Annotated in this window: 18 protein-coding genes; 15 read left to right on the forward strand and 3 right to left on the reverse strand. The window is 71.4% G+C overall.

Going from position 1 to position 18,810, the window contains the following annotated elements; translation table 11 throughout:
- Positions 1 to 12: 12 nt before the first annotated feature.
- The 3 genes from A6P39_RS44450 to A6P39_RS44460 are packed head-to-tail and all read left to right on the forward strand — an operon-like array spanning position 13 to position 2,835.
- Positions 13 to 1,581 carry a long-chain-fatty-acid--CoA ligase gene (locus tag A6P39_RS44450; RefSeq protein ID WP_275884521.1) on the forward strand — a complete coding sequence of 523 codons (1,569 nt, stop codon included), beginning with the start codon at positions 13 to 15 and terminating at the stop codon, positions 1,579 to 1,581.
- A gap of 37 nt (positions 1,582 to 1,618) precedes the next feature.
- On the forward strand, positions 1,619 to 2,404 hold the full coding sequence (locus A6P39_RS44455; protein WP_275884522.1) for a thioesterase II family protein: 786 nt from the start codon (positions 1,619 to 1,621) through the stop codon (positions 2,402 to 2,404).
- 23 nt (positions 2,405 to 2,427) lie between these two features.
- Complete coding sequence (locus tag A6P39_RS44460; protein ID WP_275884523.1) at positions 2,428 to 2,835, forward strand: nuclear transport factor 2 family protein; 408 nt, start codon at positions 2,428 to 2,430, stop codon at positions 2,833 to 2,835.
- A 15-nt stretch (positions 2,836 to 2,850) separates the two neighbouring features.
- Here the strand turns inward: A6P39_RS44460 and A6P39_RS44465 are convergent, their stop codons facing one another.
- From A6P39_RS44465 to A6P39_RS44475, 3 genes are all read right to left on the reverse strand, one after another.
- Positions 2,851 to 3,696 carry a helix-turn-helix domain-containing protein gene (locus A6P39_RS44465; protein WP_275884524.1) on the reverse strand — a complete coding sequence of 282 codons (846 nt, stop codon included), beginning with the start codon at positions 3,694 to 3,696 and terminating at the stop codon, positions 2,851 to 2,853.
- Positions 3,697 to 3,778: 82 nt separating this feature from the next.
- Positions 3,779 to 4,480 carry a hypothetical protein gene (locus A6P39_RS44470; RefSeq protein ID WP_275884525.1) on the reverse strand — a complete coding sequence of 234 codons (702 nt, stop codon included), beginning with the start codon at positions 4,478 to 4,480 and terminating at the stop codon, positions 3,779 to 3,781.
- Between the two features lie 71 nt (positions 4,481 to 4,551).
- On the reverse strand, positions 4,552 to 6,015 hold the full coding sequence (locus A6P39_RS44475; RefSeq protein ID WP_275884526.1) for an MFS transporter: 1,464 nt from the start codon (positions 6,013 to 6,015) through the stop codon (positions 4,552 to 4,554).
- A 286-nt stretch (positions 6,016 to 6,301) separates the two neighbouring features.
- On the opposite strand from A6P39_RS44475, the gene A6P39_RS44480 reads away from it, so the two are divergent.
- From A6P39_RS44480 to serS, 12 genes are all read left to right on the forward strand, one after another.
- Positions 6,302 to 7,903 (forward strand): aldehyde dehydrogenase family protein, encoded by a 1,602-nt coding sequence (locus tag A6P39_RS44480; protein WP_275884527.1) that lies wholly within the window; start codon positions 6,302 to 6,304, stop codon positions 7,901 to 7,903.
- Positions 7,904 to 7,984: 81 nt separating this feature from the next.
- Positions 7,985 to 9,124, forward strand: a complete 1,140-nt coding sequence (locus tag A6P39_RS44485; protein ID WP_275884528.1) for an acyl-CoA dehydrogenase family protein — start codon at positions 7,985 to 7,987, stop codon at positions 9,122 to 9,124.
- A 17-nt stretch (positions 9,125 to 9,141) separates the two neighbouring features.
- Entirely contained in the window at positions 9,142 to 10,425 is a 1,284-nt protein-coding gene (locus tag A6P39_RS44490; RefSeq protein WP_275884529.1) for an aspartate aminotransferase family protein, read from the forward strand.
- A gap of 2 nt (positions 10,426 to 10,427) precedes the next feature.
- Complete coding sequence (locus A6P39_RS44495; protein WP_275884530.1) at positions 10,428 to 10,916, forward strand: type II toxin-antitoxin system RatA family toxin; 489 nt, start codon at positions 10,428 to 10,430, stop codon at positions 10,914 to 10,916.
- Between the two features lie 76 nt (positions 10,917 to 10,992).
- A complete protein-coding gene (locus A6P39_RS44500; protein ID WP_275884531.1) occupies positions 10,993 to 11,550 on the forward strand; it encodes a hypothetical protein in 558 nt (185 codons plus the stop codon).
- On the forward strand, positions 11,547 to 12,167 hold the full coding sequence (locus A6P39_RS44505) for a flavin reductase family protein (RefSeq protein ID WP_275884532.1): 621 nt from the start codon (positions 11,547 to 11,549) through the stop codon (positions 12,165 to 12,167). Before A6P39_RS44500 ends, A6P39_RS44505 begins: the two co-directional genes overlap by 4 nt.
- Complete coding sequence (locus A6P39_RS44510; protein WP_275884533.1) at positions 12,164 to 13,144, forward strand: VlmB-like protein; 981 nt, start codon at positions 12,164 to 12,166, stop codon at positions 13,142 to 13,144. The genes A6P39_RS44505 and A6P39_RS44510 overlap by 4 nt, the downstream gene beginning before the upstream one ends.
- The gene (locus A6P39_RS44515) at positions 13,141 to 14,175 is read left to right on the forward strand and encodes a beta-ketoacyl-ACP synthase III (RefSeq protein ID WP_275884534.1); all 1,035 of its coding nucleotides are present in this window, start codon (positions 13,141 to 13,143) and stop codon (positions 14,173 to 14,175) included. The genes A6P39_RS44510 and A6P39_RS44515 overlap by 4 nt, the downstream gene beginning before the upstream one ends.
- A gap of 78 nt (positions 14,176 to 14,253) precedes the next feature.
- On the forward strand, positions 14,254 to 14,484 hold the full coding sequence (locus A6P39_RS44520) for an acyl carrier protein (protein ID WP_275884535.1): 231 nt from the start codon (positions 14,254 to 14,256) through the stop codon (positions 14,482 to 14,484).
- Positions 14,484 to 15,701 (forward strand): beta-ketoacyl-[acyl-carrier-protein] synthase family protein, encoded by a 1,218-nt coding sequence (locus A6P39_RS44525; RefSeq protein WP_275884536.1) that lies wholly within the window; start codon positions 14,484 to 14,486, stop codon positions 15,699 to 15,701. The genes A6P39_RS44520 and A6P39_RS44525 overlap by 1 nt, the downstream gene beginning before the upstream one ends.
- Before the next feature lie 73 nt (positions 15,702 to 15,774).
- The gene (locus A6P39_RS44530) at positions 15,775 to 17,265 is read left to right on the forward strand and encodes an APC family permease (protein WP_275884537.1); all 1,491 of its coding nucleotides are present in this window, start codon (positions 15,775 to 15,777) and stop codon (positions 17,263 to 17,265) included.
- A 36-nt stretch (positions 17,266 to 17,301) separates the two neighbouring features.
- Positions 17,302 to 18,612: a serine--tRNA ligase gene (gene serS, locus A6P39_RS44535; RefSeq protein WP_275884538.1), complete on the forward strand. Its 1,311-nt coding sequence runs from the start codon at positions 17,302 to 17,304 to the stop codon at positions 18,610 to 18,612.
- The last annotated feature ends 198 nt before the right edge of the window (positions 18,613 to 18,810 follow it).

Consider the following 18,810-nt stretch of genomic DNA (forward strand, 5'->3'; position numbering starts at 1 on the left):
AAGGAGACTTCCGTGGCCGGACCGAGCACGGACACCATCGCGAGCCGCTCCGCCCTGCACGCCGCCCGGCGGCCGGATCACCCGGCGATCATCTGCGAGGGCCGCGAGACCACCTACGCCGAACTGCACCGGGCGAGCAACCGCACCGCCCATGCCCTCTTGGCGGCGGGTGTGTCCCGCGGCGACCGCGTCGCCTTCCTGGGCCGCGAGAACGAGCACTACTACGACCTGGCCCTGGGGTGCGCGAAGACGGGCGTGGTGCTGGTGCCCATCAACTGGCGGCTGACCGCCGGCGAGGTGGACCACATCCTGCGCGACTCCGGCGCCTGCCTGGCCTTCGTCCAGGGCGAGTTCCTGCCCGCGGTCGAGCGGGTCCGCGGCAGTCTGCCGCAGCTGCGGCAGGTCCGCCGCTTCGACGGTGCGGGCCACCGGGCCGAGGGGTTCCTCTCCTGGAAGGGCGATGCCCCCGACACCGATGTGGATGTGCCGATCGGGCCGCAGGATCCGATGGTGCAGATGTACACGAGCGGCACCAGCGGGCTGCCCAAGGGCGTGGTGCTCGCGCACCGCACCTTCTTCTCCTTCATCGAGCACATGCGGCAGGCCGACTGCGACTGGATCGACTGGCGGCCGCAGGACCGCACGCTGATCTGCTTTCCCGGCCTGCACTCGGGCGGAATGGCGTGGTTCATGCACGCCTTCAATGTCGGCGCGACCTCCGTGGTGATGGAGATGTTCGTGGCCGAGGAGGCGGTGCGGCTGATCCCCGCCCACAAGATCACCACCGTGTGGGCGGCGCCCGCGATGCTCGACATGATGATGGCCGAACACCACGCCGGTCCGGAGACCTTCGCCTCCCTGCGCAAAGTCGTGTACGGAGGCGCGCCCATCTCGCCCGCCCAGCTGGAGCGCTGTCTGTCGGTGTTCGCCTGTGAGCTGGCCCAGATGTACGCGGCGGCCGAGACCGGCAGCGTGGTCACCTGCCTGAGCCCCGAGGACCATGTGCCGGGCAATCCGCGGCTGACCTCGGCCGGCCGGGTCTGCCCCGGCAATGTCGTACGGATCGTCGACGAGGACGGCAACGAGCAGCCGGCCGGCACCATCGGCCAGGTCTGTGTGTGGACTCCGGCGCACTTCGTCGAGTACTTCCGGCAGCCGGAGGTCACGGCCCGCACCTTGGCGGACGGCTGGCTCAAGCTGGGCGACGCCGGCTATCTCGATGAGGAGGGCTACCTCTTCCTGTGCGACCGGATCAACGACACGATCATCGTCGCCGGCCAGAACATCTACCCGGTCGAGGTGGAGAACGCGCTGCGGGCGCATCCCGCGGTCGTCGACGTCGCCGTGGTCGGTGTGCCCGACGCCCGCTGGGGCGAGACGGTCCGCGCCTGCGTGGTCACGGCACCGGGCAGCGAGACCACCGGCCGCGAGCTGCTCCTCTTCCTGCGCGGCCGACTGGCCGACTTCAAGATCCCCACCAGCTACGAGTTCCTCGAAGCCCTGCCCCGCAACCCCACCGGGAAGGTGCTGCGCCGGGAACTGCGCGAGCGCATCGCCACCGCGGCGGCCGTCTCCGGATGACCGGTACCCCGTGTCCGCAACCACCCGAAGGAGAACGATGACCGAGCCGGTCGCCGCCAGCGCGGACCGCTGGTTCCAGCCGGAGAGCGCGCCCGATGCCGGTACCCGGATCTTCCTGCTGCACTACGCGGGGAGCGGGGCGTCGGTCTACCACGACTGGCCACCTCTGATACCCGCCGATGTCTCCACCCAGTGCGTCCAGCTGCCGGGCCGTCAAGAGCGGCTCGGGGAGCCGATGTTCACCGATGTCGGCCTGCTGGTGGAACAGCTGGCGGACTGCTTCACCGCCGAGCTGGACGGTCGCCCGTACGCTGTCTTCGGGCACTGCATGGGCGCGCTGGTCGGATACCGGCTGGCCGTCGAGCTGCACGAGCGGGGCGAGCAGCCGCCGGTGCTGCTGGGCGCTTCCGCGTGGGCGCCGAAGGGCTTTCGTACCCCGCCCCCGGAACAGCTGCAGGTGCCGCAGGACGAGCTGGTGGAGTGGGCCCGCGGCCTCGGCTCACTGCCGGAAAGCATCCTCAACGACACCGAGGCGCTGAGCCTGATGATGCCGGCCATGCGGGCGGACCTGGAGGTCTGCGCCAGCTACGCCGACGACGACGCCCAGGTGCCGTGCCCGGTGGTCACCTACTGCGCCGACACGGACCCGCTGGTGGACGCGGAGGCCATGGCGTCCTGGGCGCCACGCACCACGTCCTACCTGGGCAACCGTCTCTTCCGTGGCGGCCACTTCTTCCTCCATGAGGAGACGACGTCGATCACCGCGGACTTCGTACGCCTGCTGCGCGGCCGGGTCGCCGCCGAAGCCAGGCCCGTGTTCTGAACCAATCAGGGAGGAGCCCCACCTTGACCGCCATCAATCCCAATGAGTTCGCCGACCGCTACGTCGCGGTCTGGAACGAAGCCGAACCGGAGGCCCGCCGCAAGGGGGTCGAGGAACTGTGGGCGCCGGACGGCACGTACGCCAACGCTGTCGCCGTCGTCCGCGGCCCCGAGGACATCGCCACTCAGGTCGGCTACGCCCACGACGCCTACGCCGTGGGCGGCTTCACCTTCCGCTCGTGCAACAACGCGCGCGGCCAGCACAACACCCTGCGCTTCAACTGGGTGATGGTGTCGCGGTCCACCGGCGCCCTGGAGGCCGTGGGGTTCGACTTCATCACCCTGGACGACGACGGCCGCATCGTCTCCGACCACCAGTACTTCGACACCCCGCCGAGTTATGTGGTGCCGCCGCCCGGCGAGGCGGCCTGACCACCACTGCACGGCCTACGCCGCCCCTGCCGGATCCGGTCCGGTGGGGGCGGCGGCGTGCAGGCGCGTGAGCATCTCGCCGGTTGTCCCGTCGGCCGGCAGGAACGCCTCGACCGCCAGTTCGGCGACGGTGACGTCGAGCGGCATGCCGAAGGTGGCGATGGTGCAGAACAGGGAGAGCTCCATGTCCCGGTACCGCAGCCGCAGCGGGAGGGTGAGGTCGGCGTTGTCGGTGCGGGGCGGCCGGCTCGGCTCACCGCCGTCCGGATAGGCGCACAGCTCCCGGTACAGCTCGGCCAGCCCCGGCTCCGCGGTCAGCTCCACCCGACGCTGCAGCCGCAGCAGCAACTGGGCCCGCCAGTCCGCGAAGTTCACGATCCGCGGCTGCATGCCCTCGGGGTGCAGCGCCAGCCGCAGCGCGTTGACGGGGTGGCGCAGCAGGTCGGGCGCGGCGCCCTCGGCGAAGAGCGCGAAGCCGCTGTTGCTGAGCACGACGTTCCAGTGGCGGTCCACGACGAGCGCGGGGAAGGGTTCGTGCCCCGCCAGGATCTGACGGAGCGCATCACGTACAGGGCGCATCTCGGCGACATCCAGGGGGGAGTCCGTGTAGGCGGGCGCGTAGCCGGCGGCCAGCAGCAGTTGGTTCTGCTCGCGCAACGCCAGTTCCAGTTGCCGGCCCAGCCGCAGCACCATCTCGCGGCTGGGCTTGGACCGCCCGGTCTCCAGGAAGCTGAGGTGACGGGCGGAGATCTCGGCCCGAGTGGCCAGGGCGAGCTGGCTGTAGCCTCGCTGTTCGCGCCATTGGCGCATCAACTCGCCCACCGGCCGGGACAATTGCGGACTTGCCTGCACCTCGGTCATTCCCTCACCCTGCATCATCCCGAGCACCGGGTACAACCGAGTCGGAAAGGCCCGCGGAACCTGGGCGCCGCGGGCCGGGAGTTCACGCCGGGTACTGGCCGGCTCCGGTGAAGCGGCGGTGCTCGCGGATCAGTCCCCGCTCGTCGCGCAGCAGGAAGTCCACGCCGGTCACGCCCGACTCCGTGCGCCACGGGTAGCGGAGGGCGTCGTGCTGCGCCGAGGCTGTGCCCGCCCGGGCGCGCGCGCCACCGGCCGCGAGCGCGGCGGCGATGGCGTCCACGCCGTCGTGCACGCCGTTGTCGTCGACGAGCCGGGCGTCGGGCAGATAGCGGTCGGCGGTCTCCTTGCGCAGCTGCTCGATCCCGGCGCCGTCCGAGGCCAGGTAGCGCTCGGCCTGCTCGTCGAGTTCGGGGGAGGCCATCGGGGGCTCGTTGAACTGGTAGTCGCGGACGATGCGGCCGGCGTCGTCCAGCAGCACCACGTCGAATCCGACCGCGAGCACCGTGTCGGCGTCGGCCGGTGACATCAGCCAGTTGAACGTCAGCGCGCCCTGGTGGCCGACCGGGTTGCCGGCCGACCGGAAGCGCAGTTTCTGGCCGCCCACGAACTGGTCGTACGCCTCGGTCACCCGGGCCACCAGGTCCTCGGTGCCCTGGAAGCGGCGGGTCTGGGTGAAGTGCAGTCCCTCCGGGGTCCACAGTTCCGCCACCGCGGCACGTCGGGCGGCGGCGTCGGGCTCGTTCCAGACGGCGACGTAGCGGTCCAGCAGTTCGTTCGCACTCACGTGCAGCACTCTTTCCATCGTCGGGTCCGCAGCGGCACGGGAGCCGCTGCGGACGGTCGTTTCGCCGTGGGTCACTTGCCGGCGTTCGTGCGGGGCAGCGCCTGGACCAGCAGGGCCAGTGCGGCGGCCACCGCCACGAGGAAGACGATCCCCATGTCGAAGGCGTGCGGGTAGGACGACGGCAGGGGGCGCTTGCCGAGCGCGTTGTAGAAGATGACGCCGATGATCGCGACGCCGAGCGAGTTGCCGATCTGCAGGCCGGTGGTCAGCACACCGGAGGCCGATCCCGCGTACTGCGGGTTGACCCGCGCGAGCACCGTGGATGCCAGCGGGGCGACCGCCAGGCCCATGCCGGCGCCGTCGATCACCAGGCCGGGGATGAGCCATGCGGTGTGGCCGCCCGAGCCCAGGTGCGCGGCGGTGAGGCCGATGACGACCAGGCCCACCGCCATCAGCAGGGCGCCGACCGCGAGCACCTGGCGGCCGAGCTTGGCGGCGAACTTCGTGGCGTTCATCGAGGTGTACATGTAACCGGCGCCGATCGCGGCGAACAGGAGGCCCGCCTGGAGCGCGGTCAGGCCGCGGCCGGCCTGCATGTACAGCGCCAGCACCAGGAAGAACGACGCCTGGCCCATCCAGAACACCAGTTGGCAGGCGAGGCCGACGACGAAGGCGCGGTCCTTGAACATGTCGATGTTCACCAGGGGCGAGCCGCCCCGAGCGGCGGTCGACCGCTCGACCGCCACGAACACGCCCATCAGGACCGCGAACGCACCGAAGGAGACCCAGGTCCATGCCGGCCAGCCGTGCTGCCGGCCTTCGATGAGCGGCAGCACGAGCGCGACCAGGGCGAGGGTGATCACGGCGACACCGGGGAAGTCCAGCTTCGGCCGGCCCTCGGCCCGTGACTCGGGCACCAGCTTCACGGTCAGACCCATGATCAGCAGGCCGATCGGCAGGTTCACCAGGAAGCAGGAGCGCCAGCCCAGGCCGGCGATGTCCGCCTCGATCAGCAGGCCGCCGATCAACTGCCCGAAGACCGCCGCCAGGCCCATGGCCAGACCGTATCCGGCGAACACTTTCAATCGTGCCGGGCCGGTGAAGATGGTGCCCAGCAACGCCAGTACCTGGGGCGCGAGCATCGCCGCGGACAGCCCCTGCAGCACCCGGGCGAAGACCAGGAAGTCGGCGGACTGGGCAACACCGCACAGCAGCGATGCGACGGTGAACAGGCCCAGTCCCAGCAGGAACATTTTCCGGCGCCCGTACAGGTCGCCCAGGCGTCCGCCGGTGATCAGTCCCACGCCGTACGCCAGGCCGAATCCGGCGACCACCCATTCGATGGCCGAGGCACCCGCCCGCAGATCCGTCTGCAGCGAGGGAATGGCGACGTTGACGATGAAGAAGTCCAAAGTGGTGATGAAGACGCCCGCCAGCACCGTCGGCAGAATCAGTCGATGCGGCACGGCCGGACTTCCGGCAGCCGCCACGCCCGGTGGCGGCGCCGAGGCACTGCGGGTGGTCTCGGTGGTCATCGTTCGTACTCCCAACGATCACAGGGGTGTTCACCTGGCGCCCACGGCCGGGTGGCCCCGTGGGCGGGTGCTGTGTCAAGCGTGTCGTCGGATTGCCGGAGGGGTCAATTACCTACCAGGTAATCAACGGGCGGCTCGAGCCGTTCTCTTGTCCCACGTCAGCGCCGCGTCAGCCCGGTCCGGACCGAATCAGCAGCGCGTCAGTGCTCGGTCAGCAAGGACTGTAATCATCGTCCAGATTTCGCCTGAACTCCCACTTCGATTGCATTTCCGAAGGGTCCGCCAGATGAATCCCGGGAAACAATTGCGCAGCTACGGGCTGTTTATCGCGGGGAAAGACATCGAAGGCGACGGCTGGGTTTACACCGTGAGTGCCAAGTCACTCCTGGAAGATGTCTTCACCAGCGTCAGCGTCAAACGCAGCCTCGAGAAGGACGCGGACTCCGCCGCCGCACAACACCCCTACGTCATCGGCCGGTGCGCGATAGCCGACGACGCCGCCATCGACCTCGCCACCGAGGCGGCGGCCGCGGCCGCCCCAGGCTGGGCGGCGGTCCCGCTGGAAAGGCGCATACGGCTCGGCGGCCTGTTCCGGGAAGAACTCCTGCGCCGCAAGGACGAGTTCGTGGAGATGCTGGTCGCCGAGTCCCACCCGGTCAGGCTCGCCCGGTGGGAACTGAGCTGCCTGCTCCAGGTCTACAGCGAAGAGAGCATCCGGTGGTACGCGCGCCAGATGCACACCGAGTTCGAGGACGGCGGGCGCCGGCTGATCGTCCGCCGCCAGCCTGACGGTGTGGTCGCCTTCAACCCGCCGCAGAACGCCCCGGCCCCCAGCGCAGCCCTGGCCGTGCTGGCCCTGATGGCCGGGAACGCGGTCGTGGTCCGTGCCCCGCGCAGCATCGCGCTGAGCACCCTGTGGGTACTGCGGGACGTGGCGGCTCCCCTGCTGGACGAGGTCGGAGCGCCGCCCGGCACGCTCAACGTGGTCTGCGCCAACCCCAAGCAGACCCTGGACCGCTGGATCACCAGCCCGCTGGTCGACGACATCTTCTACATCGGCGGCAGCCAGGAGGGCCTCCGTTTCCAGGAGCAGTGCGTGGCCAACGGCAAGAAGCCGATCCTGGAGCTGGCCGGCAACGACGGGATCATCGTCTGGAAGGACGCCGACCTCGCCTACGCGGCCGAGGCGATCACCGAGTCGTTCTACGGTTCCGGGCAGATCTGCATGGTGCCCAACTACGTGCTGGTGCACCCCGATGTCGCCGACGACCTCATCGCCGAGGTGGAGCGCAAGCTCGTCGACGTGCGCCCGGGTTACCCCGACGAGGAGGACGTACTCCTGTCTCCGGTGCGCCGTACGGAGCGGTTCTTCGGCCTGCTGGAGCGGGCTCTGGAGCAGGGCGCGCAGCTGGTGACCGGCGGCAGGCGCACCGAACTGGACGGCACGCCCTCAGAGACGGGGGTCTTCCTCCAGCCGACCGTGCTGCGGGTGGACGGGCTCGGCGCGGCCCGCGAGCACGAGGTGGTGCGGCACGAGACGTTCTTCCCGCTGCTGCCGATCGTGGTCGCCGAACCGGAATCCGACGAGGTCCTGCTCGAACGCTTCCTGGACTTCGTCAACACCAACGAGTACGGGCTGCGCAACTCGCTGTGGGCCAGGGACGAGACCGTCGTCGACACCTTCGTGCAGCGGGTCGTCAACGGCGGCCTGCTGAAGGTCAACGACTCGCACATCGGCTTCCTGCCGTACCTGCCGAGCCACGGGGGGACGGGTCTGACCGGTGGGGTCTTCGGCGAGGCCAACTACCCGATGCTCAAGACCTCCCACGTCCAGGGCGTCAGCATCGCACGCGACGTCAGCCCGCATCGAACCGTCTTCGGCGGCTGACCCCCGCCCGCCGGCCCGTCGCCGGCCGGCCCGTCGTCGGCCGGCCGCCACCCGCGAACTTCCCTGAACGAGGTGACACCCGTGAGATCTCTCGACGCCGCCCGCGACACCTGCGAGCGCTTCCATCCAGGGCTGGTGAAGGCCCTTTCGGACCTGCCGTTCGAGGAGCGTGAGGCCCCCGGCAGCCCGGTGGTCGACCTGTTCCGGTCGGCCGCCGGGACGGGATTGCTGATCCCCACCGAGTACGGGGGCCTGGGCGCCGACCCGGTGGACGCCGTACTGGTGCAGCGGGCCGTCGGCTCGCTGTCGCCGTCCCTGGCCGTCGCCTCGACCATGCACCACTTCACCGCCGCGATGCTCTACGCGCTCGCGGACGGCCCGGGCCGCCTGACGCCCGCCCAGACCCAGGTGCTGCACACGGTGGTACCCGAACAACGGCTGATGGCCTCCGGCTGGGCCGAGGGCCGCACCCAGCAGAACATCCTCAGCCCGGCGGTCACCGCCACCCCGACCGCGGGCGGATACCTGCTCAACGGCGCCAAGAAGCCATGCAGCCTGTCGCGTTCGATGAGTCTGCTGACCGCGAGCATCGCGGTGCCCGGCGCGGACGGCGGACAGGAACTCGCGCTGGCTCTGGTGGACTCCTCGTCGCCGGGCCTGAGCGTCCACTCCTTCTGGGCCGGCGAGGTGCTGGCCGGCGCCCAGAGCGACGAGGTGCGCCTGGCCGATGTCTTCGTGCCCGAGGACATGGTGATCCGCACCACCGCGGACGACCCGGACCGGATCGACGATCTTCAGAACGCCGGCTTCGTCTGGTTCGAGATGCTGGTGTCGGCCGGTTACGCCGGCGCGGCCGCCGGGCTGACGGAGGAGGTGCTGGCCCGCGGGCGCGGCAGCGCGAGCGAGCGGGGCACCCTGCTGGTCCGCACCGAATCCGCCTTCGACCTGCTCCTGGGAACCGCCCGCGCGGTGCGCGACGGGGTCGGCGGCGAAGAGGCCGTGGCGCAGGTGCTGATCGCCCGGTTCGCGGCACAGGAGGCGCTTTCGCTCGCCGCTCAGCAGGCCCTCGAACTGCTCGGCGGCATCGACTTCATCCGCTCCGCCGCCCACTCCCGGCTGGCCGCCTCCGTGCGGCCGCTCGCCTTCCACCCACCGTCCCAGGGCTCCACCGTCGAGCCGCTGCTGGCGTACGCCGGCGGTGCCCCGCTCGACCTGTCCTGAGAGAAAGCGAGTCACCGATGACCCCGAACGCCGACGTCCCGGCCGGCCAGGAGGAGGAGATCCTCCGGCTCTACCGGGCCCATCTGAGCAAGGGCCGGGCGACCCTGGCCGAGCTCTTCGGCACCCATATGGAGGTCGAGTCGCGGGGAGCCTGGCTGACCACCTCGGACGGCGAACGCTTCCTCAACGCGGGCGGCTACGGCGTCTTCATCATGGGTGCCCGCCATCCCGTCGTCATGGAGGCGGTGCGTCGACAGCTGGAGACCCACCCCGTGGCCACCCGCATCCTGCTGGAGCCGACCGTCGCCCGCGCCGCCGAAGCGCTGGTCTCGGTCACCCCGGAGGGCCTGGACCGTGTGCACTTCGCCCTCTCCGGGGCGGAGGCGGTGGAGACCGGCCTGAAGCTCGCCCGCGCCAACGGCCGCCGGCGGACGGTCTCGATGAAGGGCGGCTACCACGGCAAGACGCTCGGCGCCCTGTCGGCCACCGCCAAGGACGTCTACCAGGCGCCCTTCCGCCCGCTGATCCCCGACGTGGTGCACCTGCCGTTCGGCGACATCGACGCGCTGCGCGCGGAGCTGTCCGGCCACCCCGGTGAGGTCTGCGTGATCATCGAGCCGGTCCAGGGCGAGGGCGGCGTGATCATCCCGCCCAAGGGCTACCTCAAGCAGGTCGAGGAGGCGGTCCGGGAGTTCGACGGCTTCCTGGTGGTGGACGAGGTGCAGACCGGCATCGGCCGGCTCGGCGAGTGGTGGGGCCTGGACACCGAGGGCGTCCGCCCGGACGTGCTGCTGGCCGGCAAGGCCCTCGGCGGCGGCGTGGTCCCGGTCTCGGCGGCCATCGCCACCCGCAAGGCCTTCCGCCCCTTCGACAAGGACCCCTACGTCCACACCGCCACCTTCTCCGGCCAGCCGCTGCTGATGGCGGCGGTGCAGGGCACCCTCCGGGCGATCCGCGAGGAGGACCTGGTGTCGCGGGCCCGCGAACTCGGCGCCCGGCTGCTGCCGAGGATCACCGAGATCGCCCGGCGCAACATCCCCGACCAGGTCGTTCAGGTGCGTGGCCAGGGCCTGTTGATCGGCGTCGAGCTGGTCGAGCCCGGGCTGGCCGGCGAACTGCTCATCGAGCTGTTCAACCACGGCGTGGTCGCCAACCACTCGATGAACGGCTCCTCCGTGGTGCGGTTCACCCCGCCCGCGATCCTCACCGACCGGGATGTCGAATTCCTGCTCGACTCCTTCGACAAGGCCACCGTCGACCTCGTGCGGCGCTCGGCCACGATGCCCGAAGGCGGCAACTGACCATGCGACACGTCGAACTCCACGCCCTGGTGCACCTCGCCTCCGCCGAGGAGGTCTTCACGACCCTCCCGCGTTGGGAGCGTTACCCGGAACTCGCCCCGCACGTGCGGTCCACGCAGGTGCACGCGACGCTGCCCGAACCCGTCGGCAGCTCCGACTGGGAGCTGCACTTCCGCAGCGGGCTGCTGCGCTGGACCGAGGAGGACACCTTCTTCCCCGACCGCCTGGAGATCCGCTTCGAGCAGACCGACGGCGACTTCGACAGCTTCCAGGGCGTGTGGACGCTGCGTCAGGAAGGCCCGGACGTCTCGGTCGTCTTCACCGCCGACTTCGACTTCGGCATCCCGAGCCTCGCCAGCATCCTCGATCCGATCGCCGAGCGCGTCATCCGGGAGACCGTGGCCTGGGCCGTCACCGGTTTCTTCCCCGGCACCACGATCCTCGACGCGGACATCGACATCGACGCGGCAGTCGCCCCGAGCGCGGGCTGATCCCAAGACCCGCGACGGGCAGCCGGCCCGCCCCGGGCACCACATCCCCCATCGGAGCCGAAACAGGAGTCCAACCGTGGACCAGGCCAACCCCTTCGAGACACCCAGGACCTTTTCCCTGCACCGTGCCGAGTACCAGGTCGGCCTGGCGGTGACCACCGGTCTGATCATCTATCACTTCACCGACATCCGCTGGCTGCCGGCCATCGCGCTCTTCCTCTACATCGACCTGATCGGCTACCTTCCCGGCGCGATCGCCTTCCGGCGCTCGGCCGGGGCCCCGATCCACAAGGGCTACTACGTCGCCTACAACGTGATGCACAGCCTGATCACGCAAGGCGCCGTCGCCGCCCTGTGGTGCTGGCTGGTCAAACCGGAGTGGGCACTGCTGGTGCTGCCGTTCCATCTGTTCGGCGACCGCGGCCTGTTCGGCAACTTCATGAAGTCCTTCGCGCTGCCCTTCGAGCCGATCCGCCAGTCCGGCTACCTGCGGCTGCTGGACGACCTGGGGCTGAAGCACCCCAAGCCGGTCGGTCACGCGAGCGACCCGGTCCCGGTGGGCCACATTTCCGCCCCCGCCGCCCGGACGCTCAGCGAGGCGACCGCCCCGGCCGGACAGAAGGTGTCCCGGTGAGCACTCTCACGCTGCGCAAGCGCTGGAGCGCCCAGGACGGCGCCCTGAGCGCACTGGCCATGCCGGTGTCGGTGCTCACCGCCGTCCACGAAGGCCACCAGCACGGCACCACTGTCAGCACGATCACCCGGATCTCCCGCCGCCCACAGGTACTGGGCGTATGCCTGAAGCCCCAGTCGGTGCTGGCGAGGCTGGCCACCGCCGAGGGCCGGTTCGCGGTCAACGTGCTCAGTGGCCGGCAGGGCCACCTGGCCCAGTACTTCGCCGAGAGTTCCCGGCCCGACGGTGCCGCCCAGTTCCAGGGCATCGACTGGCGCCCGGCCGCCTACTCGCGCGCGCCGCTCTTCCGCGGTGCGCTGGCGCATTACGACTGCCGTGTGGTGGGCCGCTTCCAGGTCGGTGACCACGAGGTGCTGCTCGGCGCGGTCGTCCACGCGGACAGCTCCGAGGGGGATCACCTCGTCAGCCGGTCCGGCGAACTGTTCGCCGGGGCCCTGATGCCGGTCACCGGCAACGACGGCCGCACTGCGCTCGGCCCGGGCGCGGATCTGCTCGACGGCGCCCGGCCGCTCACCGTGCCGCTCACGCAGCCCGCCAAGGAGGACGTGTTGTCATGACGACGCCCACCGCCCACGAGGCCGACTGGGACACCGCCCCCGGCCTGCTCGACGGAGCCAAGGACCTGACCCTCGGCCCGGACCGGTGCAACCTGGCGTACTGGTTCACCGAGGTCGCACAGGGCACCCTGCGGGACCGCGGCGCGACCGGGCACCACGAGAAGGCGGACCTGCCCGAATTCCTTCGCCGGCCCGGGCCGTTGCGCGAGGCCCTGATCCTGGAGTTCGGCTTCCGCAGTCTGTCGGAGGAGATCGCCACCCGTCTGCTGGGCCACTACGTCTCCCGCGCCCCCGGGATCCCGGAGATGGAGTTCTACGCCACCCAGCTGATGGACGAGGCCCGGCACGCCCGGGTGTTCCGCAACCATCTGGTGGAGCTGGGCCTGCCGGAGCGGACACTGCTGGCCGACATCGACAAGATGGCCGCCGACTACCGGCGTGAGGTGCTGCAGCCGGTGGAGGACTTCACCCTGGAGATCATCCGCGATCAGGGTGACTTCCCCGGCGGGGTGGCCGTGTTCGCCATTGTCATCGAAGGGGTGCTCGCCCCGGCCGCCGAGCTGAGCGAGCGCAAGTGGACGCCGCTGTCGCAGGCCACGCAGGAGATCTCCCGCGGCACCGCGATCGACGAGATCCGGCATCTGACCGTGGCCAGCACCATCCTGCGCGACCACATCCGCGACCACCCCGAGTACCTGCCGCGGCTGCTGGAGATCCTCGAGGCCGGCACCGAGCTGTGGGACCGGGTACCGGACCGTCCCTACGTGCTCCACCGCGAGGAGCTGTTCCAGCAGGGCATGACGGAGCAGGCCGAGCTGATCGGCGACTACGAGGTCTGGCCGGGGGTGCGGCTGCTGGACACGACCCCGGAGCAGCGCTACGAGATGGCCGAGCGGTGGACCGACGAGATGGCCGCGAGCCGGATGACCTACATGGGCATACCGGCGGTCGGCGTGGGACGGAGTGAGCGTCCGTGACGCCGTCGTCTCCCGGCGCCCAGCCCTTCGGCGCCCCCTCCGGCCGGGCGGCCGTGATCGCCGGTGTCGGCGGACATGTGCCGCCGAACGTGGTCACCAACGCCGATCTGGTGGCCCGTCTGGACACCTCCGACGAGTGGATCCGCAGCCGTACCGGGATCGCGTCGAGGCACGTCGTCACGCCGGGCACCGCCACCTCCGACCTCGCCGTCGAGGCGGGCCGCCGGGCCCTGAAGTCTGCGCAGGACTCCCAGGTCGACGCGGTGGTGCTGGCCACCACCACGCCCGATCACCCCTGCCCGGCGACCGCGCCCGCGGTGGCCAGCCGGCTCGGCCTGACCGGGGTACCGGCGCTGGACGTGGCGGCGGTGTGCACCGGCTTCCTGTACGCCCTGGCCACCGGTGCCGGATTCATCGCCTGCGGCCTCGCCGACCGGGTCCTGGTCATCGCCTCCGACGCGTTCACCACCATCGTCGACCCGGACGACCGCGGCACCGCAGTGATCTTCGCCGACGGTGCCGGCGCCGTGGTGCTGCGGGCCGGCGAGGCGGACGAGCCGGGCGCGCTCCGCTCGGTGGTGCTCGGCAGCGACGGCGAACTCAGCGATCTCATCAGCGTGCCGGCCGGCGGCTCGCGGCAGCGTTCCTCGGGCACCCCGGGACAGCCGGGCGACGAGTTCTTCCACATGGCCGGCCGCGCCACCTACCGGCACGCCGTGGAACGCATGACCGCGGCCGCGCTGCGTTCGCTCGAGGACACCGGATGGCGCCCTGAGGACGTCGACCGGTTCGCCGCTCACCAGGCGAACGCGCGCATTCTCGACGCGGTCGCCGAACGGCTCGGCATCGGGCCGCAGCGGCAGCTGTCCAACATCGAGCACGTCGGCAACACCGGCGGCGCCTCGATCCCGCTGCTGCTGTCCCAGAAGGCGGCGGACGGCAGCCTGACGGCCGGCGACCGAGTGCTGCTGACCGCCTTCGGCGGCGGCCTGGCCTGGGGCGCTGCCACCCTCACCTGGCCCGAGCTGTGAGCAGCGTCCGGCCCCGCACACCCGCACACACGTACCGACCGCACACTCCGAGGACCATCGACCGAAGGCGAGCGCGCCATGTTCGAGCAGTTGAAGGAAATCCTGGTCAACAAGCTCAAGGTCACCCCTGAGCAGATCACACCCGAGGCCACCCGGGAGGACATCGAGCTGGACTCACTGGCTGTCGTCGAGCTGTCCCTGGTCCTGGAGACCGAACTGGGCGCGGCCGTCTCCGACGACGAGTTGCTGGAGGCGAACACGGTCGCGGACATGGTGGCGCTCATCGAGCAGCGGTGTGCGCGGGTGTGATGGCCGGCACCGACATCGCCGTCACCGGTCTCGGCCTGGTCACCCCGGCCGGGGTCGGGACCGCCGCAAGCTGGTCGGGCGTCCGCGCCGGACGCCCGACCGCGTCGTTCGACCCCGCTCTCGAGGGCAATCCGGTGCGGATCTCGTGCCGGGTGCCGGACTGGGACCCGGACGCCCTGCTCGGCGCCCGGCGTGCCCACCGGCTTGATCGTTTCAGCCAGTTCGCGCTGGTCGCGGCGGGCGAGGCGATCAGCGACGCCGGCCTGGACCCGGCCACGTGGGACGGTGCCCGGGTGGGCGTGGTGCTCGGGTGCGCCGACGGCGGACCGGGCACGGTGGAGGAACAGCACCGGGCGCTGGTGGAGCACTCGCCGAACCGGGTGTCCCCCCTGCTGCTGCCGATGCAGCTGCCGAACATGCTGGCCGGCCAGACGGCCATCGAGTTCGGCGCCACCGGACCGAACCTGGTGGTGGCCACCGCCTGCGCGTCCGGGTCCACGGCCATCGGGACCGCCCGCGACCTGCTGCTGCTCGGCCGGTGCGACGTGGTCCTGGCCGGCGGCAGCGAAGCCATGATCACGCCCCTGGTGATGGCCGGCTTCGCCCGGATGGGCACGCTGTCGCGGCGGGTCGACGACCCGGCCGCTGCTTCCCGCCCCTTCGATGCAGACCGCGACGGCTTCGTGGCCGGCGAGGGTGCCGGAGTGCTGGTCCTCGAGCGGTCCGCCGACGCCCGCGCCCGCGGTGTGCGGATCCGCGCCCGGGTGGTCGGGTACGGCGCCTCCGCCGACGCCCACCACGTCACCTCCCCGCACCCCGACGGGGTGGGTCTCGAGGCGGCGGTGCACGGGGCACTCGCCGACGCCGGCGCGCTGCCGTCGGACGTCGGGCACGTCAACGCGCACGGCACGGCCACCCGGCTGAACGACCTCGCCGAGGCCCGGGTCGTGCACCGCCTGCTCGACGACCCTCTGGTGACCTCCACCAAGGGAGTCACCGGACATCTGCTGGGTGCGGCCGGGGCGGTCGAGGCCGCGTTCACCGTACTCAGCCTGGAGGAGCAGGTGGTGCCGCCCACCGCCAACCTCGAGGTCCCCGATCCCGACTGCGAGGTCAAGGTGGCCGCCACGGCCACCAGAACCCGTTTCGACCTCGCCCTGAGCAACTCCCTGGGCTTCGGCGGCCAGAACGCCGTGCTGGCCATCGCGGCCGCCTGAGCCTGCCCGGCTCGGCCGCCACCGCACCGGCCCCGCCCAGACCCCCCGGTCCACCACATCCCAGGAGCCCGCGATGACCGCCGGAAGCCCTGCGCCCCCCGCCCCCGCCAGAACCCTGACCACCAGCTACATCGTCTTCATGATCGTCGCCGCGGCGGCCCCGCTGTCCGCGATGGTCGGCACCGTCCCCCTGGCCTTCGCCATCGGCACCGCCGAGGGCGTACCGGCCGCGTTCGTGTTCGCCGGCATCACCCTGCTGTGTTTCGCCGTCGGGTACGCCATCAGCGCCCGCCGCACCGGCGGCTCCGGCGGCTTCTACGCCTCCATCGCCGACGGTCTGGGCAGGCCCACGGCGGTCGGCAGCGGCTGGACGGCGGTCGTCTCCTACAACTGCGCGACCGTCGGACTGGTCGGCGCGCTGGGCTACTTCACCAGCCTGGTGCTGGCCGACCACGGGATGCACGTCTCGTGGGTGTGGTGCGCCACGATCGGCCTGGCGCTCGTGGCCGTCCTGGGGTACCGGGACATCGCCATCAGCGCCCGCGTGCTGGCGGTGCTGATGCTCGCCGAGATCGGCATCCTGGCCGCTCTGGACGTGGCCGTGCTGTTCCGGCACGGCGTGCACGCGCTGCCGGGCAGCTCGTTCTCCTGGCATGCGGCCACCGGACCGGGTGTCGGCGTCTCGCTGATGTTCGCCTTCGTGTCGTTCATCGGCTTCGAGTCGGCCGCCCTGTACGGCAAGGAGGCGAAGGATCCCCGCCGCAGCGTGCCGCGAGCGACCTATGTCGCCGCGCTGCTGATCTCCGGCTTCTACGCGCTGACGAGCTGGGCGGCGGTCGGCGCCATCGGCCCGGGCCAGGTGCGGCAGACCGCCGGGAAGCAACTCGGCGACCTCTTCTTCGTCCTGGGCGACGACTACCTCGGGTCCACCGGCAAGACGCTCCTGCAGATCATGCTCTGCTCCAGTCTGTTCGCCGCGACCCTGGCGCTGCACAGCGCCGCCAACCGGTACGCGCAGGTGATGGCCGACGACCGCCTGCTGCCGTCGTTCCTGGGCCGGCTGCACCCGAAGTACGGTTCGCCGCACCTGGCCGGTCTCGCCCAGGTGGTGGTGTGCGCCGTCGCCGTCGCCGGCTTCGCGGCCGCGGGCCTCGACCCGTACGCGAACCTCACCACCAGCATGCTGGGGCTCGGCACGCTCGGGATCGTCGTGCTCCAGGCGCTGGCCGCGCTCTCCGCGGTGGCGCTGCGCCGCAAGGGCGTCCGGCTGGGCTGGACAGGCACGGTGGCACCGCTGCTGGGCTTCGCCGGGCTGGCCGCCACGGTCTACCTGGTGGTCGGGAACTTCGACGTGCTGACCGGCGCGAGCGGCGGCGTCGTCGTCCAACTGCCTTGGGTGATCCCGCTGGTGGGCGCGGCGGGCGTGCTGTGGGCGCTGCGGCTGCGGGCCGTCTCCCCCGAGCGCTACCGGATGCTGGCAACGGCGCACGTCGCCCCCGCCGCGGACCGGGCGAACACCACCGGGGTGCCCCAGTCCGTCGCAGCTGTGTCCGAACCGGCGTGACGCCGGTTGCTGTTCACGCGATCCGGAGGGAACGCCATGCACGACGTACGTGAACTGCTCGAGAGCGGACCGGAGGCGGAGCGCCGGCTGGCCCGGCGCGGCCATCTGCTCGACCTCGACGCGCTGCGGTCCGCACAGCAGCGGCGCCTGGCCGCCCTGGAGGCGGTGAACGGGCTGCGGGCCACGCTGAAGAAGTCGTCCCGCGGCCCGCGCGGAGCGGCCGACGGGCCGGCAGCCGAGGGCGAGGCGGGTCCCGAGGGCGGCGACCCCAGGGAGCGCAACCGGCAGCTGCGCGCACGCGTGCAGGCCGCGGAGGCCGAGGCCCGGGAGGCCGGTCAGGAACTGGAGCGGCTGCTGCTCACGGTGCCGAACCTGCCGTCGGACGACCTGCCCGACGGCTTCAGTGAGAAGGAGGCGGCGGAGGTGCGGCGGGTCGGCCCGCAGCGCGGCTCCGGTCCCGGCCTCGGCCGGCACCACGCCGACCTCGGCGAGAAGCTGGGCGTTCTGGACTCCGGGGCGGCGGCCAAGCTGTCCGGAGCGCGGTTCAGCGTCAGCACAGGTGCCGGGGCCCTGCTGGAGCGGGCCCTGGCATCCCTGCTGCTCGACCTGCACACCCGGGAGCACGGGTACACCGAGTACGCGGTGCCCCACCTGGTCAGCCGGGAGACGATGACCGGCACCGGGCAGCTGCCGAAGTTCGAGGAGGACCTGTTCGCCACGACGGTGGGCGGCCGGGAGATGTTCCTGATCCCGACCGCGGAGGTGCCGCTCACGAACCTGGTGGCGCGAGAGGTTCTCGACGAGCGCCGGCTGCCGCTGGCGCTGACCGCCCGTACCCCCTGCTACCGGGGCGAGGCGGGCTCTTACGGCCGTGACACCCGCGGCATTCTGAGGCTGCATCAGTTCGACAAGGTGGAGCTGGTACGCATCTGCCGGGACGAGGACGCCGCGGAGCAGCTGGAGCTGATGCTCGGCCATGTCGAGGAGTGCCTGAAGCGGCTGGAGCTGTCGTACCGGGTGGTGCTGCTGCCGGCCGGCGACATCGGCTTCTCCGCCCGCAAGACGTACGACGTCGAGGTGTGGCTGCCGGGCAGCGACAGCTACCGGGAGATCTCCTCGGTGTCGGACTGCGGGACCTTCCAGGGCCGCCGGGCAGCCATCCGCTACCGGACGGGCGGCTCCCGGCGGACCGCGGCCACACTCAACGGCTCCGGCCTGCCGATCGGGCGGACCGTGGCCGCGCTCCTCGAGCAGGGACAGCAGCCGGACGGCTCGGTCCTGCTGCCACAGGCGCTGGCACGCTACACCGGTTTCCGGCGGCTGCTGCCCGGGGGCGCCACCGAGTGACACCCGGCGCCGGCCGGGCGGACGTGCGGAGGTGCCGGGCGCAGCGCGCCCGGCACCTCTGTGCCGTGGCCGTCCCGCACGGCGGGGCCGCGTCGCGCGACCACTGGGCCCCGAGCGCGTGTCCGACGTGGGCACAGCGGTGGCCGCCGGGGGCGCGAATACGGGCGAGGAGGCCGTCCGGCAGCGTGACCGCGGTGC

It is taken from the genome of Streptomyces sp. FXJ1.172 (genome assembly GCF_001636945.3).
In the GTDB taxonomy this organism is placed as follows: Bacteria; Actinomycetota; Actinomycetes; order Streptomycetales; family Streptomycetaceae; genus Streptomyces.